11 protein-coding genes are annotated in these 18,322 nt (G+C 70.5%); 9 read left to right on the forward strand and 2 right to left on the reverse strand.

All coding sequences use genetic code 11. The features are described 5' to 3' along the window. Positions 1–38: 38 nt before the first annotated feature. Positions 39–827: an alpha/beta fold hydrolase gene (locus GIS00_RS08035; protein WP_154767640.1), complete on the forward strand. Its 789-nt coding sequence runs from the start codon at positions 39–41 to the stop codon at positions 825–827. Here the strand turns inward: GIS00_RS08035 and GIS00_RS08040 are convergent. Beyond that, positions 810–1,889 carry a Gfo/Idh/MocA family protein gene (locus GIS00_RS08040; RefSeq protein WP_407666767.1) on the reverse strand — a complete coding sequence of 360 codons (1,080 nt, stop codon included), beginning with the start codon at positions 1,887–1,889 and terminating at the stop codon, positions 810–812. The genes GIS00_RS08035 and GIS00_RS08040 overlap by 18 nt on opposite strands. Further along, positions 1,886–2,548, reverse strand: coding sequence for a ThuA domain-containing protein (locus tag GIS00_RS08045; RefSeq protein WP_154767641.1), 663 nt, complete (start codon positions 2,546–2,548; stop codon positions 1,886–1,888). The genes GIS00_RS08040 and GIS00_RS08045 overlap by 4 nt, the downstream gene beginning before the upstream one ends. A gap of 147 nt (positions 2,549–2,695) precedes the next feature. Here GIS00_RS08045 and GIS00_RS08050 point away from each other — a divergent pair, with 147 nt between their 5' ends. The 8 genes from GIS00_RS08050 (at position 2,696) to GIS00_RS08085 (ending at position 18,259) form a co-directional block, all read left to right on the forward strand. Then, entirely contained in the window at positions 2,696–3,757 is a 1,062-nt protein-coding gene (locus tag GIS00_RS08050; RefSeq protein WP_322097682.1) for a substrate-binding domain-containing protein, read from the forward strand. 269 nt (positions 3,758–4,026) lie between these two features. Then, complete coding sequence (locus tag GIS00_RS08055) at positions 4,027–5,352, forward strand: ROK family transcriptional regulator (RefSeq protein WP_154767643.1); 1,326 nt, start codon at positions 4,027–4,029, stop codon at positions 5,350–5,352. 23 nt (positions 5,353–5,375) lie between these two features. Beyond that, complete coding sequence (locus GIS00_RS08060; protein ID WP_154768038.1) at positions 5,376–6,860, forward strand: sugar ABC transporter ATP-binding protein; 1,485 nt, start codon at positions 5,376–5,378, stop codon at positions 6,858–6,860. Continuing rightward, a complete protein-coding gene (locus GIS00_RS08065; protein ID WP_154767644.1) occupies positions 6,857–7,903 on the forward strand; it encodes an ABC transporter permease in 1,047 nt (348 codons plus the stop codon). Before GIS00_RS08060 ends, GIS00_RS08065 begins: the two co-directional genes overlap by 4 nt. Positions 7,904–8,036: 133 nt before the next feature. Further along, positions 8,037–9,221, forward strand: a complete 1,185-nt coding sequence (locus GIS00_RS08070; RefSeq protein WP_154767645.1) for a substrate-binding domain-containing protein — start codon at positions 8,037–8,039, stop codon at positions 9,219–9,221. Continuing rightward, the gene (locus GIS00_RS08075; RefSeq protein ID WP_230312928.1) at positions 9,221–10,396 is read left to right on the forward strand and encodes a Gfo/Idh/MocA family protein; all 1,176 of its coding nucleotides are present in this window, start codon (positions 9,221–9,223) and stop codon (positions 10,394–10,396) included. Before GIS00_RS08070 ends, GIS00_RS08075 begins: the two co-directional genes overlap by 1 nt. A 127-nt stretch (positions 10,397–10,523) precedes the next feature. Then, entirely contained in the window at positions 10,524–17,087 is a 6,564-nt protein-coding gene (locus tag GIS00_RS08080) for a ThuA domain-containing protein (RefSeq protein WP_154767646.1), read from the forward strand. Positions 17,088–17,254: 167 nt separating this feature from the next. Beyond that, a complete protein-coding gene (locus tag GIS00_RS08085; protein WP_154767647.1) occupies positions 17,255–18,259 on the forward strand; it encodes a sugar phosphate isomerase/epimerase family protein in 1,005 nt (334 codons plus the stop codon). Positions 18,260–18,322: the final 63 nt, after the last annotated feature.

Raw genomic sequence — 18,322 nt, forward strand, 5'->3', positions numbered from 1 at the left:
TGAAGGAAACCGTAAGCGACGCGGCCGACAGTAGAGGCATGGACATCCATCACGAGGAGTTCGGCCCCGAGATCCCCGGGGTCCGGCCGCTGGTGCTGCTGCACGGCGCACTGTCCGGGATCCGCAGTTCCTTCGGGGACTACCTGCCCCTGCTCGCGCGCCGGCGGCGGGTGATCGCCGTCGAGTTCCAAGGGCACTGCCACACCCCGGACATCGACCGGCCGTTCACGGTCGCCGACTTCGCCGGCGACGTGCTCGGCGTGCTGGACCTGCTGGGCGTGGAGGCGGCCGACATGTTCGGCTGGAGCATGGGTGCCGCAGTGGCCCTGCACCTGGGCACGGAGCACCCGGAGCGGGTCGGCCGCCTGGTGCTCGCCTCGGTCAGCGCCGACGACTCGGGGCTGTACCCGGGCCTGCTCGACGGGATCGCACAGCTGGAGCCGGAACACCTGCACGGCTCGGAGTTCCACGAGGACTACCTGCGCACGGCGCCCGACCCGTCCGGCTGGGCCGGACTGGTCCGCCGGATGAAGGTGCTGGACGCGCACCTTCCGCAGTGGTCCGAGGAGCGGATCCGTGGGCTCGCCGCGCCGACCATGCTGGTGCTCGCGGACTCCGACATCATCCGGCCGGAACACTCGGTGGCGATGTTCCGCTGGCTGGGCGGGGGAGTGCCGGGTGACCTGGTCGGGCTACCGGAGAGCCGGCTCGCCGTGCTGCCCGGCTCCACCCACACCTCGATGCCGCAGCGGGCGGCGTGGCTGGTGCCGATGATGGACGAGTTCCTGGACGCCGACCGGACGGCGGTGTCACCACTGGTCGCGTAGCGGCACCGGATCGGGCACCGGCGGCATGGAGAGCACCCGGACCGGGGCGCCGCCGCGGCGGGCGGAGTCCCGCGCGGCGAGCATCGTCTCCAGCACGTGCAGGGCGACCGCGCCGGACGCCCGGGGCGGTGCACCGTCGGCGAGCCGGGACGCCAGGTCGACCAGGCCGAGCCCACGACCGCCGCCGACGTATCCGGCGCTCACCGGGACCGGCTCGAAGGTCCGGCGGCCACGTTCGCGCACCGACACCGCACCCTCGAAGTGGTTCGGGTCCGGGACGGTCATCGAGCCTGCGGTGCCGTGGATCTCGATCGGGTCCGCAGTGGTCGCGGTGGCGTCGAAGCTCATCACCACCGTGCTCAGCGCACCGCCGGCATGCTCCAGCACCGCCACCTCATGGGTGTCGATCTCGGTCGGGAAGTCGCAGCCGGCGCGCGGGCCGCGGTCGATGGTCCGCACCGGTCGGGGCCGGCTGCTGCGCCCGGTGACCGTGGCCACCGGTCCGAGCAGGTGCACCAGCGCGGTCAGGTAGTACGGACCCATGTCGAAGAGCGGTCCGCCGCCGGCCCGGTAGTGGAACTCGGGGTCGGGATGCCAGCGTTCGTGCCCGGGCGTGACCATGACCGCGTGCGCGGCGAACGGTGTGCCGATGCGGCCGGAATCGACCACCCGCCGCGCGGTCTGCAGCCCGGTGCCGAGCACCGTGTCCGGAGCGCAGGCCAGGAACGGACCGGAGCCGGCCGTCACGGCGAGCGACTCCAGCCCGGAACGGTCGACGGCGACGGGCTTCTCGCTGTAGACGTGGTGCCCGGCGGCCAGCGCGGCACGGGTGATCGCGGCGTGGAAGGCGGGGGTGGTGAGGTTGAGGACGACGTCGACAGCCGGGTCGGCGAGCAGGTCGTCGGTGTCGCAGACCTGCGCCCCGGGGAACGCACCCGCCAACTGCCCGGCCCGTTCGGCGTGACGGTCGGCGACCATGACCACGTCGAGATCCGCGCGCCCGGCGAGTGTCTCGCGGTACTGGGCGCTCACGTGCCCGGCCCCGACGACGCCGACCCTCACCGGGCCGCCCAGAGCAGGCCGCGCTCGAGCAGCCCGCGGATCTCCGGGACCAGCAGGTCGGCAGGGTGGTGCCCGACGGTGCACACGAACACCCGGCCGGCGCCCCAGTTCCGGGTCCAGACGGCCGGACAGGTGACCGGCCGGTCCCAGAACTCGCCCGGCGGGATTGTGGTGGTGGCGAGCACATCGACCAGATCGTCGGTGAGGACCCAGTACTGCTCGGTGTGCAGTGCGAACGGGCTCGGCAGGCCGGCCACCACCGGGTGGTCCGCACGCTCCGGCACCACCTCGATGGTGTGGTCGACGAAGCCGCCGGGATGTGCGACGAACTGCCCACCGACGAGCTGCAGGTACTCGGTACGGGACCGGAAGGAGTCCGCGATGCCGCCGTGCCAGCCGGCGAACCCGGTGCCGCCGGCGACCGCGCGGATCAGACCCGACGCCTGTTCCTCGGAGATCCGTCCCATGGTCCAGCACTGCACGACCAGCGAGAGTCCGTCCATCACCCCGGGTTCGGTGTAGCAGTCCAGGTCGTCCCGTACGGTCACGTCGAACCCCTCCGCGCGCAGGAACGGCACCATCACCTCGGTGGCCTCGACCGGGCTGTGCCCGGGCCAGCCCCCGCGCACGACCAGCGCCCGACGTCCGACCGGCGGCATCCTCGGTCCTCCCTGTGCAGCCCGAACCGCACCGGCCGGGAGCGCTTGCGCAACCGTCGCAGCAACGGTCCGATCCGGACCCTAGCGGACCACCACGTTTGCGCAACAATGTTTGCGCAACTCGCGACGACGGGACATCATGCGGGGGTGTCCAGCCAGATCCGTCGACGCCCCGCGGGGGCACCGACGCTGGCTGCCATCGCCGAGGCCGCCGGCGTGGCCGTGCCCACTGTGTCGAAGGTGCTCAACGGTCGCAGTGACGTCTCGGACGCCACCCGGCAGCGGGTCACGGACCTCCTGCTGCGCGCGGGGTACCCCTTCCCGGAGCCCGATCCCCACCGCGGTGCGCCACCGGCAGGACTGGTGGACCTGGTCGTGCCGGGCATCGAAGGGTCCTGGGCGACCTTCATGCTGGCCGGCGTCGAGGAGGTCGTCTCCGAGGCCGGCAAGGACGTCGTGGTCACGGTCGCACACCAGCGACCCGGCACCGCCGACTGGGTGGACCGGCTGATCGCCCGTGGCAGCAGGGGAGCGGTGCTGGCCCTGGTCACCCCGAGCCCGGAGGAGATCGCCCGGCTGTCCGCGGCCGGGATCTCGGTGGTGCTGCTCGATCCCGGCGCCGAACCCACGCCCGGGGTGCCCACCGTGGGCGCGACGAACTGGGCGGGCGGGTACGCCGCCACCGAGTTCCTGCTGGCGCTGGGGCACCGACGGATCGGGGTGGTCGGCGGGCTCGCCAGTCACCGGTACGGCCAGGCCCGGATCGACGGGCACCGGTCGGCGATGGTTGCTGCGGGGGAACGTTTCTCGCCCGAACTGGTGCGGCACGGCGACTGGACCAGAGGTGGCGCGGTACTGGCCGCGACCAGGCTGCTGACCTCCAAACGCCCGCCGACGGCGATCTTCGCCTGTTCCGACCGGATGGCGCTCGGCGTCTACGAGGCCGCGGCGGCGCGCGGGTTGCGGATCCCGGAGGACCTGTCGGTGGTCGGCTTCGACGACCTGCCCGAGGCCCGGTGGATCACCCCTTCGCTCACCACCGTCCGGCAACCGGTGCGCGAGATGGGCTCCAGTGCCGCCCGGATCCTGTTGCGTCTCACCGAAGGTCAGCGGGCCGGCACCGACCGGCTCGAGCTGTCCACGGTGCTGGTCGAGCGCGCCAGCACGGCCCCGCCGCGCGGGCCGGACACCGCCGACCCGGTCGACTGAACACACCGTCCCGCGACCGAAAGTTTCGGAACCTGCACGGCAGCCCCTCCCGGACTCCCGGGGCAGCGCCCCGACCGCACATCCGTCGCTGATCAGTGCTGCCGGACAACACTTCTGACGCATCCTGACCGTACTGTCACCCCGTTGACCCTCGATGTCGGGTTCACTGGACCGACCGGGTGATCGCGAAATTTTTCGCACATCGGGATTGACGCCGGAGCCGTGGCGACGCCATATTTTGTTCGTTCAACGGACGAAACGAGGTGACGATGAAGCCACCGCCCGAACGTCAGGACGCCAGTCCTGCCGATCAGGCCACCGTGCGGCGACTCAACCTCGCCCTGGTCCTGCGCGCCGTGCTCGCGGCCGGCACCACCAGCAGATCGGCCCTCGCCGAGACCACCGGCCTGCGGAAGAACACCGTGTCCAGCCTCGTCGGGGAGCTGGTGTCCCGGGGTCTGCTCCGCGAGGGACCGGTCCTGCGAGGCGCCATCGGCCGGCCCACCCGGGTGATCGAGGCCGACCGCGGCACGGTGTGCTTCGTCGGGCTGGAGATCAACCTCGGCTACCTGGCCGCTGTGGTGCTGGACATCGCCGGGCGCCCGGTCACCCGGCGCCGTATCGGCTGGGACGCAGCGACTCTCGGGCCGGTGACCACCCTGGCGCGGGCGGCCGACCTGGTCGCCGCCCTGCTCGACGCCGCGGCGGAGGAAGGCCGGCTGATCAGCCGGCTGCACGTGGCGCTGCCCGGTCTGGTGGACACCGGCCGCGGGGTCCTGGCGCACGCCCCCAACCTGCACTGGGTGGACATCGACGTGGTCGGGGTGCTGGCCGGACACCTGGGACTGGACACCCGGCACATCGGTATCGACAACGACGCCAATCTGGCCGCCCTCGCGGAATGGGCGGTGGGTCCGGCGGCCGGTACCGACGACCTGCTCTTCGTCACCGGCGAGACCGGCATCGGCGGCGGCGTGATCGCCGGCGGGCAGTTGCTGCGCGGGGCCAGCGGGTACTTCGGCGAGATCGGCCACATGGCCGTCACCGATGTCGGCACCCGTTGCGGTTGTGGTCGTCTCGGTTGCTGGGAGACGGAGATCGGCCTGCAGGCGCTGGTCCGGGCCATGGTCGGCCCCGGCGATCCGCTGGTCGACCCGGCGGTTCCGCTGGACACCCGGCTCGAGGAGATCAGGCGGCGCGCGGAGTCCGGTCAGCCGGCGGTGCTGGCGGCACTGGACACGGTGGGCCGGCATCTCGGGCGCGGTTCGGCGGCCCTGGTCAACATCTTCAACCCCTCGGTGGTCGTCTTCGGCGGGTACATCGCCGCACTGGCCGATCTGCTGGCCCCGGCCGTCGCCCTCGAGCTCGCCGCCCGTGTCGTGCAGCCCGAGGGCCCGTGTGCGGTCCGCTGGTCGGTGCACGGCTTCGAGGCCGCCGCCCTCGGCGGCGCCCACGCCGGCATCGAGCTGGTCAAGGCCGATCCGACGCTGGTGCCCGTGCACCTGCCCGTCCAGCCCGGCGCCCGTGAGGACTCGATATCGCCGGAACTCCCGAACAGCACCGAGGAACTGCCGACCAGGAAGGCAATCGCATGACCGGCCCCGGACCGCTGCTGCGGATGACCGGCATCACCAAACACTTCGCGGGCGTGAAGGCGCTGGACGGGGTGGACCTGGAGGTGCTGCCGGGAGAGGTGCACTGCCTGCTCGGCCAGAACGGTGCGGGCAAGTCCACGCTGATCAAGGTGATGGCGGGCGTGCACCGGCCGGACGGCGGCGAGATCGTCTGGGACGGGGAGCCGGTCACCTTTTCCGGCCCGGCGGCCGCGGTGCGGCACGGGATCGCCACCATCTACCAGGAGCTGGACCTGGTCGACGGGCTGAGCGTGGCCGAGAACGTCTACCTGGGACATGAACTCGGGCGTGGCGGGTTCACCCGGCGCGGCGCCACCGTGGAGAAGGTCCGCTCCCTCCTGATCCGGCTGGGTCATCCGGAGATCGACCCGCGCGCCGAGGTGCGCACGCTGTCGATGGCGCAGCGGCAGATCGTCTCGATGGCCCGGGCACTGAGCCACGACGTCCGGCTGATCGTGATGGACGAACCGTCCGCGGTGCTCGACCCCGAGGAGGTGGAGAGCCTGTTCCGGCTCGTCGAGGATCTGCGCCGGGACGGCGTCGCGGTCGTCTACATCTCGCACCGGCTGGAGGAGATCCGCCGGATCGGGGACCGCATGACGGTGCTCAAGGACGGCCGTACCGTCGGGGTGAACCTGCCGGCGAGGACCACGAAGACCGCCGACCTGATCAGGCTGATGACCGGCCGGTCCATCGAGTACGTCTTCCCGCCGCGGCCAGGAGTGGCCGCGGACGCGGCGGAGGTGCTGCTGGTCGAGGGCCTCGGCCGGCGGGGCGAGTTCCGGGACGTCTCCTTCACCGTGCGGGCCGGCGAGATCGTCGGCTTCGCCGGGCTGGTCGGCGCCGGCCGCAGCGAGGTGGTGGAGACCGTCTACGGCGCCCGGCGGGCCGACCGGGGGACGGTCGCGGTCGACGGTCGTCGGATCCGCCGCGGGTCCGTGCCGGCCGCGGTGGCCGCCGGGATGGGGCTCTGCCCGGAGGAGCGCAAGGCCCAGGGCCTGCTGCTCGGCGAGTCCGTCGCGGTGAACATCGGTGCGGCCTCCATGAAGCGCTACGCCACCGCGGGTTTCCTCGACCGCGGCGCCGAGTTGCGGGACGCCCGGACGCAGATCGACGACCTGCAGATACGGCCGGACGACCCGCGCCGGGTGATCCGCACGCTGTCCGGCGGCAACCAGCAGAAGGCGGTGCTCGGCCGTTGGCTGGTCCGCGGCTGCCGGGTGCTGCTGCTGGACGAGCCGACCCGCGGGGTCGACGTCGGCGCGAGATCCGAGATCTACGCGGTGATCCGCCGGCTCGCCGATTCCGGAGTGGCGGTGGTGGTGGTGTCGAGCGAGGTCGAGGAGGTCCTCGGGCTCGCCGACCGGGTTCTGGTGATGGCCGACGGCGCGGTGGTGCACTCCGGCCCGGCACAGGAGATCGACGAGCACCGGGTCCTCGACCTGGTGATGAAAGGGCATGCCGCATGAGCACTTCACCGCCTGTCGTGGCCGAGGAGCCACGCGGCATCGGCACCGAACTGCCGGTGCCACCGACCGGGCCGCGACGCCGGTCCTCCTTCCTGTCGGGCCCGGCCGGACGGCACCTCGGCCTGGTCGCCGCGCTGGTCGCGCTGTGCGTGATCGGTATGATCACCGCGGCCGACCGGTTCGGCACCGGGTCGAACATCCGGACCATCCTGACGCTCGCCGTCGTGATCGGGGTGCTGAGCGTCGGGATGACCTTCGTGATCATCGGCGGTGGCATCGACCTGTCCGTCGGGTCCCTGGTGGCGCTGGCCTCGGTCTGGTCGACAACCGTGGCCACCCAGACGATGTCCGGGCAGGGCTGGTGGGCCATCGCGATGGTCGCGCTGATCGTCGGCACGGTCTGCGGCCTGGTGAACGGGATCTTCGTCGCCTACGGCCCCATCGTGCCGTTCATCATGACGCTGGCCACGATGGCGGCGGCGAAGGGACTGGCCGAGGTGATCTCGGCGAAGAAGACGCAGGTGATCCGGGAGAGTTCGTTCAAGGACTTCTTCAACGGGTCGGTGATCGGCATCCCGGTGCAGGTCATCGTGTTCGCCGTGGTGGGCGTGATCGGCTGGATCGTGTTGAACCGCACGACCTTCGGCCGCCGCACCTACGCGATCGGCGGCAACCCGGAGGCGGCACGGCTGGCCGGCATCAACGTGAAGACCCACACCGTGGCGCTCTACGCGCTGATGGGCCTGTGCTGCGGGATCGCCGCGATCCTGATCTCCGCGCGCACCAACTCCGGTTCCTCGAACCTCGGCATCGGCTACGAGCTGGACGCCATCGCCGCGGTGGTCATCGGCGGCACCCTGCTCACCGGCGGCCGGGGCACCATCGTCGGCACCGTCATCGGCGTGCTGATCTTCACCACGCTCAACAACGTCTTCACCCTCAACAACCTGGACACCTCGACCCAGGCGGTCGCCAAGGGCGCGATCATCGTGATCGCCGTCCTGCTGCAGCAGCGGCTGGCCAGGACCGAACTCCGCGCCTGACAACGGCTCCCGAGCAGGGCCGGTAGCCAGCGCACGCCGAACACCTGCACCAGGACCAGCAGCAGTACCCGAAACAGCACCACGCCGACCCGACCGGGACCCGGCGCGATCCCGCACACCAGAAGGAGAACGCATGCCCAGCAACGATGCTGCCCCGGGTCCGGACCCGGCGCCGCGCGGTGCACCCACAGGGGCCCCCGGTCCCGGCCCCACCCGCGGCACCAGCCGCCGGACGTTCCTGTTCGGCGGCCTGGCCTTCGGCTCCACCGCCTTCCTGGCCGCCTGCACGAGCAACAGCGTCGGCGGCGACACCACCACGGCGGGCACGACCGCCGGCCCCACGACGAGCGCGGGCACGGCATCCGGCACCGGCGCGGTCACCAGCAGCAGTGCGGCAGTCACGGACAACCCTGGAGGAAAGATGGTCAAGATCGGCTTCTCGGCACCGGCGGCCGACCACGGCTGGATGGCGTCGATCACCGATCAGGCGCGCAAGTTCGCCGACTCGATGACCGACATCGAGGCGAACTTCGTCGAAGGCACCAACGATGTGAACCAGCAGATCTCGCAGGTGGAGACGCTGATCAACGCCGGGGTGGACGCGATCGTGCTGCTGCCCTTCGACGGCGCGCAGATGACCGAGGTGGCCCGCAAGGCGATGGATGCGGGGATCGAGGTGGTCAACGTCGACCGGGTGTTCTCCTCACCGTTCAGCTACCGCACCTACATCGGAGGCGACAACTACGGCATGGGGGTCTCCGCCGGCACCTTCATCGGTCAGCAACTCAAGGACAACGGCGTCACCGACCCGGTGATCGCCGAGATCCAGGGCATCGCCAGCCTGCCGCTGACCGTCGACCGGTCGAAGGGTTTCGCCGACGCGCTGAACACCTTCGGCTTCTCGGTGACCAACCAGGTCTCGGCCGAGTTCACCGCCGACTCCGGGGAGGAGGTCACGGCGAACCTGCTGCAGGCCGCGCCCAGGATCGATGCCATCTGGAACCACGACGACGACCAGGGTGTCGGGGTGCTGGCCGCCATCGAGACCGCCGGCCGCAGCGAGTTCTTCATGGTCGGCGGCGCCGGATCGGCGAACGTCATGCGCGCGATCAAGGACGACAACACGGTGCTCAAGGCGACGGTCATCTACCCGTCCACCCAGGCGGCGTCCGGTGTCGAGCTGGCCCGGCTGCTGGTGCTGGAGAAGGGCATGTCCGACCTCGAGGAGCTGGAGGTGCCGAAGAGCATCACGCTGTTCTCCGCGGTCGTCACCAAGGAGAACGTCGACAGCTACCTGCCGTCGGCCTTCGAATCCTGATGCCGACCCGGGAGCCGCTGGGCGTGGCCATGATCGGCTACGCCTTCATGGGCGCCGCGCACTCCGTCGGCTGGCGGTCGGTGCACCGTGCGTTCGACGTCCCGCTGGCACCGGAGATGCGGCTGCTGGTCGGGCGGGACCCGGCCGCGGTGGGCACCGCCGCCGAACGGCTGGGCTGGCAGGAGACGGCCACCGACTGGCGGGAGGTGCTGACCCGGCCGGACATCGACCTGGTCGACATCTGCACGCCGGGCGACTCGCACGCCGAGATCGCCATCGCCGCGCTGGCCGCCGGCAAGCACGTGCTGTGCGAGAAGCCGCTGGCCAACACCGTGGACGAGGCGCGGGCGATGGTCGCCGCGGCGGACGCGGCACCGGATCGCGTCGCGATGGTCGGGTTCAACTACCGCCGGCTGCCGGCGATGGCGCTGGCCCGGCGGATGATCGCCGCGGGCGAGGTCGGCACGGTCCGGCACGTCCGTGCGGTCTACCTGCAGGACTGGATCGTCGATCCGGAGTTCCCCCTGGTCTGGCGGCTGCGCAAGGACAAGGCCGGGTCCGGCGCGCTCGGTGACATCGGAGCGCACATCGTCGATCTCACCCAGTACCTGCTGGGCGAGACGATCGAGTCGGTCACGGCGCTCACCGAGACGTTCGTCAGGGACCGGCCGCTGCCCGGTGACGCGGGTTCGGCCGGACTGGCGTCCTCGTCGGGCAGCGGTCGTGGCGAGGTCACCGTCGACGACGCCGCCCTGTTCCTGGCGCGGTTCGCCGGCGGAGCTGTCGGCACGTTCGAGGCCACCCGGTTCGCCACCGGGCGGAAGAACGCCCTGCGGATCGAGATCAACGGTTCGGACGGAAGTCTCGCCTTCGATGTCGAGGCGCTCAACGAGCTCTGGTTCTACGACGGCCGGCGGCCGGCCTCCGGCGAGGGTTTCCGCCGGATCCTCGTCACCGAGCCGGACCACCCGTACCTGGACGGCTGGTGGCCACCGGGCCACGGGCTCGGGTACGAGCACTCCTTCGTCCACGAGATCCGCGATCTCGTGGAGGCCGTGGCCGCCGGCACGCCGGCGAGTCCCGGCTTCGCCGACGGACTCCAGGTCCAGCAGGTGCTGGAGGCCGTCGGGACCAGTGCGGCCACGGCCGCCTGGCAGAAGGTGGTCGGGGCCTGACCCCGGCCCACCGACCCCGACCGGCCCCCGGGCCGGCCTGATCCACAGCAACACCCCGACCGGACGCGGCTGCGCGCGCCCGGTCGATTCCCCACGCCCTGATCGACCCCACGAAAGGACCACCACCATGCCCGGTCCCGTCGAACCCCGCGCCGACCGTCCACCCGGGAGCACCCGCTCCCGGGGCCGGACCCGGTCCGCCGGAGGCACGAAGGCGACCGCCCAGCGGTGGAGCGGACGGGCTGACGCAGCCTCCCGTCCGCTCCACCCCGGAGCGATCCGACACTCCCTGCGGCGCCGTCTGATCGGCGCCGCCACCGCAGCACTCACCCTGACCGCCGGCTCCGCCGTGCTGGTGCCGGCCGTTGCCGCTGCCGCCCCGCCGGCCCAGGTACAGGCGGCCGGGTCCGGACCCGTGCTGATGCACCCGGGCCACGAGGAGGACAACTACAAGGTCCTGCTGTTCAGCAAGACCGCCGGGTTCCGGCACACCGACGGCATCGCCGCCGGCACCTCGGCGATCCAGGCGCTCGGCGCGGCGAACCACTTCACCGTCGACGCCACCGAGGACTCGGCGGTCTTCACCTCCGAGAACCTCGAGCAGTACAGCACGGTCATCTTCCTGTCGACCACCTCGCCGACGGCCGACGCGCTGATGACGGCACCGCAGCGGCAGGCCTTCGAGTCCTACATCGAGGGCGGCGGCGGCTTCTTCGGGATCCACGCCGCCAGCGACGCCAATTACGACTGGCCCTGGTACGGCGATCTCGTCGGCGGGTACTTCAAGGGCCATCCGGCTCCGCAGCAGGCGACCCTGCTGCTGGAGGACCGGGTGCACCCGTCGAACGCCGGCCTCGGTGAGAAGATCTCCTTCACCGAGGAGTGGTACGACTTCCAGGCAAACCCGCGCAACAAGGTCCACGTGCTCTCCTCGGTGGACACCCGTTCCTACACCGGGTCGACCATGGGACCGGACCACCCGATCTCCTGGTGCCAGGACTACGACGGCGGACGGTCGGCCTACACCGCCCTCGGTCACGACGCGACCAACTGGTCGACGGCCTGGTTCCAGCAGATGGTGCTCGGTGGCATCGAGACCACCGCGGGTGTGGAGGCCGCCGACTGCGGCGCCTCCGTCCCGGGCAACTACGAGGTGGTGTCGCTGGACGACAACACCAGCAACCCGATGATGCTCGACATCGCTGCCGACAAGCGGGTCTACTTCATCGAACTCGGCGGCGCCCTCAAGATGATCGACCCGGTCACCCAGCAGACCACCGTCGTGGCCACGCTGCCGGTGTTCACCGCGAACGAGTCCGGTCTGCTCGGCATGGCCCTGGACCCGGACTTCGCCACGAACCGGTTCGTCTATCTGTATCACTCGCCGGTGGGCGAGAACGTCGACCGGCTCAGCCGTTTCACCCTCGCCGCCGACGGGAAGTCGATCGTCGCCGGGTCGGAGAAGGTCGTTCTGGACGTCCCGGTGCAGCGCGCCGAATGCTGCCACCACGGCGGTTCCCTGGTCTTCGACAGGTCCACCGGTGATCTGTACCTGGCGACCGGCGACAACACCAACCCGTTCGCCTCCGACGGCTACTCGCCGACCGACTACCGGTCCGGCCGGGCGAGCTGGGACGCCTCCCGCACCTCGGGCAACACGAACTCGCTGTCCGGCAAGCTGATCAGGATCCACCCGGAGGACGACGGCAGCTACACCGTGCCGTCCGGGAACCTGTTCGCCCCGGGCACCGCGAAGACCAGGGCCGAGATCTACGGCATGGGCTTCCGCAACCCCTTCCGGATCAACATCGACCCGGAGTCCGGGCACGTCGCCGTCGCCGACTACGGACCCGATGCCGGCGGTGCGGATCCCAACCGGGGCCCGGGCAACACCGTCGAGTGGAACATCGTCGACAAGCCCGGCAACTACGGCTGGCCGTTCTGCACCGGCGCGAACAACGCCTACAAGCGGTGGAACTTCGCCAACAACACCGCCGGCACCGCGTACGAGTGCGCTGCCGGGGTGAACAACGACTCCCCGAACAACACCGGTCTCGCGACACTGCCCGCCGCGATCCCGGCGACCGTCTGGTACGGCTACGACCCGTCCGTCGGCCAGTACCCGGAGATCGGCGGCGGTGGCGCACCGATGGCCGGACCGGTCTACCGGTTCGACCCGGCCAACACCTCGGAGAGCAAGTGGCCGGCCTACTGGGACGGCAAGGCACTCTTCGCGGAGTGGAACAAGAACACGATGTTCTCGGTGCTCACCGACGACGCCTTCACCGCGGTGCAGAAGATCACCCCGCTGACCCTGCACCAGCTGCCCGCCCCGGCCACCCGGTCCATCAAGATGATGGACGCGCACTTCGGGCCGGACGGCAGCCTGTACATCATCGACTGGGGTGCCGGCTGGTCGGACAACTCCGATGCCGGGATCTACCGGATCGACTACGTGTACGGGAACCGCTCGCCGATCGCGAAGGCCTCCGCGGACGTGACGGCCGGCCCTGCACCGCTGGACGTGCAGTTCTCCTTGGCCGGCTCGGTCGACCCGGACGGCGACACCCTCAGCTACGCCTGGAACTTCGGTGACGGGCAGACCTCCACCGAGGCGAACCCGGCACACACCTTCGCCCGCGGCGTGTACGAGGTGCAGCTGACCGTCACCGATTCCGACGGCCGGACCGGCGTCTCGAACGTCGAGATCGTCTCCGGCAACACGCGTCCGGTGGTCACCATCACGGCGCCGAAGGACGGCTCGTTCTTCGAGTTCGGCGACCAGATCACCTACACCGCCTCGGTCACCGACGCCGAGGACGGTTCGACCGAGGCCGGCACCATCTCCTGCGACCTGGTCAAGGAGTCCAGCCAGCTGGGCCACTGGTCCGGCGGCTCCTCGCACGCCCATCCGATGGACGAGACCACCGGCTGCACCGCCACCGTCCAGACGCTGGGCGAGGGCGGGCACGGCGGCGACGTCCACCTGTTCTGGATCATCGAGGTGTCCTACACCGACAAGGGCAACGGTGACCTGCCGCCGCTCACCGGCTCCAGCTCGGTGATCCTGCAGATGAAGCACCGTCAGGCGGAGCACTTCTCGGCCAGCGGACGGATACCGGGCACGAACTCCACCGGTGACCCGGGTGTCCAGATCGAGACCACCAGCGACCCGGCCGGCGGAACCCAGAACATCGGCTACATCGAGCCGGGGGACTGGTTCTCCTTCGACCAGGTCAACCTGACGAACATCGACGCGGTGTCGATGCGGGTGGCCGGAACCACCGGCGCGGACTTCGAAGTGCGCTGGAACGACCCCGTGGACGGGCCGCTGCTCGGCACCGTCCCGACGAAGGCCACCACCGGCTGGCAGGACTTCACCGACAGCCGTGTCGATCTCACCGGGGTGACCGGCGAGACCGGGACCATCTACTTCGTCGCGAAAAAGGCCGGGCAGACCGGTTCGGTGGTGAACGTCAACTGGGTCGACTTCATCGGGAAGGGCGCCACGTCCAACGAGCGGCCGGTGATCTCCGCCGCCACGGCGACGCCGACCAGTGGGATCGTCCCCGTCGAGGTGGCGCTGTCCGCCGCCGCCACCGATCCGGAGGGGACCGACCTCAACTACTCGTGGGACATGGGCACCACCGACGGTGCGAAGGTGGCAGGCCCGACCGGGACCTACACCTACACCGTCGCCGGCACCTACCGGATCACCCTCACGGTGACCGATGCCGACGGTGGCTACAGCACCCGCACCTTCACCGTGAAGGTCTCGCCACCCGCGCCGACCTGCCTGGGTGAGCGGTCCGACGAGTTCGCCGGAACCGCACTGGACACCGACCGCTGGCAGGTCGTCCGACCGGACGGCAACCTCTCGGTCGCCGACGGGAACCTGCGCATCCCGACCGCGCCGGCGGATCTCTACCAGGGCACGAACACGGCGCCGAACGTGGTGCTGCAGCCGATGCCCGCCGGCTCCTGGGAGATCACCACCAAGGTGACCGGCGCGATGTACACCTCCTACCAGCAGGCCGGTCTGGTGGTGTACGGCAACGACGACAACTACGTGAAGCTGGTCTTCTCCGGTCGCTCGTCCTCGGGCAACAAGGCCGACCGCATCATTCAGTTCACCCACGAGCTGAACGCCTCGGCCCAGGAGGCCAACACCGCCGGTCTGGGGGCCGACTTCCCGGACACGGTCTGGCTGCGGCTGGCCTATGACGGCACCAACCTCACGCCGTCCTACTCCGCCCACGGCATCGACTGGGTCCTGCCGTCGCAGGCCTGGAGCGGCTGGGACACGGTGCGCAAGTCGATCGGCACCTTCGACGACCCGAAGGTGGGCCTGTTGTCGCTGGCCAACTCCGGGCAGGCGGTGAACGCCGACTTCGACTTCTTCCACCTGACGCCGGACACCACCGCCTCGACCGGGCCGGACGACGAGTTCGACGGCACCGCGATCGTCGGCTGCCGGTGGGAGATCCTGCGGCCGGACGCCGCGGCGGCCCGGGTCGCCGGTGGGTTCCTGGAGCTGGACACCGCACCGGGCGAGCCCGGGGTGGCGACCAACGTCCTGCTGCAGCCGCAGCCGGGCGGTAACCACTGGACGATCGAGACCAGGGTGGACGGCAGCGATTTCACCGGTGGCTACCAGCAGACCGGACTGATCGCGTACGTCGACGGCGACAACTTCGTGAAGTTGAACTTCATCCGGGACAACGCCACCGCGCGCCGGATCGAGCTCCGTTCCAACGTCGCCGGGACGTTCGTGAACCCGCAGCAGAACGGCGACATCAGCGGTGACGTGGTGTCGCTGCGCCTGGAGCGCCAGGACAACAACTTCGCCGGGTACTACTCGGCGGACGGCGTGAACTGGACGAAGTTCGCCGAGACCGTGGCCAACATCCCGGTCGCCTCGGACGGGAAGGTCGGCGTCTACGCCGCGGGCGTCAACCAGGCGTCCTCCGGCACCGCGCTGGTCGACTTCTTCCACGTGGTCGGCGACGAGCCGGCGCCGGACACCACGGCACCGGTGACCACCGCGACGGTGTCCGACACGGACCCGGCCGTGCTCACCCTGACCGCCGCCGACGAGGCGGGCGGGTCCGGGGTGGCCACGACCGAGTACCGCAACGGCACCCAGACCTGGACGGCCTACACCGCCCCGGTCTCGATCCCGCGCACCGCCGTCGACCAGTCGGTGGAGTTCCGCTCCACCGACGTCGCGGGCAACGTCGAGGCGACGAAGTCCGTCGTGGTGCCCAAGGCGGCCGGTGACACCACCGCACCGGTCACCACCGCGACGGTCGCGCCGGCCACTCCGTCCGGCACCAACGGCTGGTGGACGTCCGGGGTCACACTCACCCTGACGGCCATTGACGAGCCGGGCGGCAGCGGGGTCGCAGTGACCCAGTACGCACTCGCCGACGGCGTCTGGCACGACTGGACCGGCCCGGTGCCGGTGGACGTCGACGGTGCCCAGGCGGTGCAGTTCCGTTCCACCGACGTGGCCGGCAACATCGAGGCCACCAAGTCGGTCGAGGTCAAGGTGGACGCCACGGCTCCCGATGTCGCGGCCAACCTCGACGGCGACAACCCGGTCACCGTCTCGCTGATCGCAGCGGACGCCACCTCGGGCATCGGCGCGGTCTCCTACCGCATCGGCGCGGGCACCTGGACGGCCTACACGACGCCGTTCACCGTCACCCGGACCGCAGCGGTGCAGAAGGTCGAGTTCAAGGCCGTCGACAAGGCCGGCAACACCTCACCGGTCCGATCGGTGGCCGTGCCGGCAGCGCCTGTGGTGTTGAAGCCGTCGGTCACCGCGCACACCGTCAGTCCGGCCCGGGCACCGTTCGGCACCGTGGTCACCGCGAGCATCCAGGTGACTTCCACCGGCACCATCGGTGGCGAGCTGGTCTCGCTGTACGACGGGACCGAACTGATCGGGGCCGGCATCCTGAAGAACGGCCGGGCCACCGTGAAGCTGGACGAACTCACCGTCGGCACGCACCGGCTCACCGCGCGCTTCGCCGGCAACGCCACTGTGGCGGAGTCGGTCTCGCCGGTCCGGACGGTGACGGTGGACAAGGCGAAGAGCTCGGTGACGCTGAAGGCCTCGGCGATCACCCAGTCGTACGGCACGTCCTCGCCGGTGAAGCTGACGGCGACAGTGGCGCTTGACTCGAAGGCGGCGGCCGCCGGCCAGGTCCGCTTCCGGGACGGCACGAAGGTGCTGGTCACCGTCCCGGTGGTCGGCGGGAAGGCGACACTGAAGCTATCGCAGACACTCTCGGTGGGCAGGCATTCCTTCACCGCCGAGTTCCTGCCCGCCGACACGGCCGGTAACGCCGGTGCGAAGTCCACGGCGACGGTGGTCACCGTGGTGAAGGCGGTGTCCACCACCACGCTGAAGGCCGATCGGACGTCCCAGAAGCAGGGCAAGCCGGTCGTTCTCACCGCGACCGTGGTGCTGGACACGAAGCAGGCGGCGAACGGGAAGGTGCGGTTCACCGTCGACGGCAAGGTCGCGGCGACCGTCACCGTGGCCAAGGGCAGCGCGAAGTACACGTTGCCCGGCACCACCAAGGCCGGGAAGCACACGGTGACCGCCACCTTCCTGCCGGCCTCCCCGGCCACCGTGAAGGGCTCCACCAGCAGCACCGTGCCGATCACCATCACGAAGTAGTCGCACAGCACCGATCGCACGACACAGCAGTTGCAGGACACAGCAGTTGCAGGACAGCAGTGGCATGTCAGCAGTTGAAGTGCAGAGCAGTACCTGTCAGGCCCGGTGCCGGGATGGAGATCCTTCCCGGCACCGGGGTTCCCGCACCAGAGGAGGCTGCGAGTCAGATGGCACGACCGATCACCCTGTTCACCGGCCAGTGGGCCGACCTGCCCTTCGAGAAGGTGGCCGAACTGGCCGCCGGCTGGGGCTACGACGGCCTCGAGATCGCCTGCTGGGGAGATCATCTGGACGTCTGGAAGGCGGCCGAGGACCCGGCCTACCTGGACAGCCGCCGGGAGATACTGGACCGGTACGGGCTGAAGGTCTGGACGATCTCCAACCACCTCAAGGGCCAGGCCGTCTGCGACGACCCGATCGATGCCCGGCACGCGGCCATCCTGCCCGCGCAGGTCTGGGGCGACGGTGATCCGGAGGGAGTGCGGCAGCGGGCGGCGGAGGAGATGAAGCTGACGGCCCGGGCCGCCGCGGCGCTCGGCGTCGACACCGTCGTCGGGTTCACCGGTTCGTCGATCTGGAAGTACGTGGCGATGTTCCCGCCGGCCTCGCAGGAGATGGTGGATGCCGGCTACCGGGACTTCGCGGATCGGTGGAACCCGATCCTGGACGTCTTCGACGAGGTGGGGGTGCGGTTCGCGCACGAGGTGCACCCGAGCGAGATCGCCTACGACTACTGGACGACCGTGGCGGCCCTGGAGGCGATCGGTCACCGCGAGGCCTTCGGGCTCAACTGGGACCCGAGCCACTTCGTCTGGCAGGACCTGGATCCCGTCGGGTTCATGTGGGACTTCCGGGACCGGATCTACCACGTCGACTGCAAGGACGCGAAACGTCAGGTGGGCAACGGGCGGAACGGCCGGTTGGGCTCCCACCTGCCGTGGGCGGATCCGCGGCGGGGCTGGGACTTCGTGTCCACCGGTCACGGCGACGTGCCGTGGGAGGCCTGCTTCCGGATGCTCAACACCATCGGCTACACCGGTCCGATCAGCGTCGAGTGGGAGGACGCCGGGATGGACCGGCTCATCGGCGCGCCGGAGGCACTCGAGTTCGTCCGGCGGCTCGCGTTCGACAAGCCGGAGGCGGCCTTCGACAGCGCCTTCGCGGCGGGCTGAAACGGCCGGCACGTCACCTTCCGACGAGGGCCCCGTCCGACCCGGACGGGGTCCTCGCGCGTG

It is taken from the genome of Nakamurella alba, assembly GCF_009707545.1.
Taxonomy (GTDB): domain Bacteria; phylum Actinomycetota; class Actinomycetes; order Mycobacteriales; family Nakamurellaceae; genus Nakamurella; species Nakamurella alba.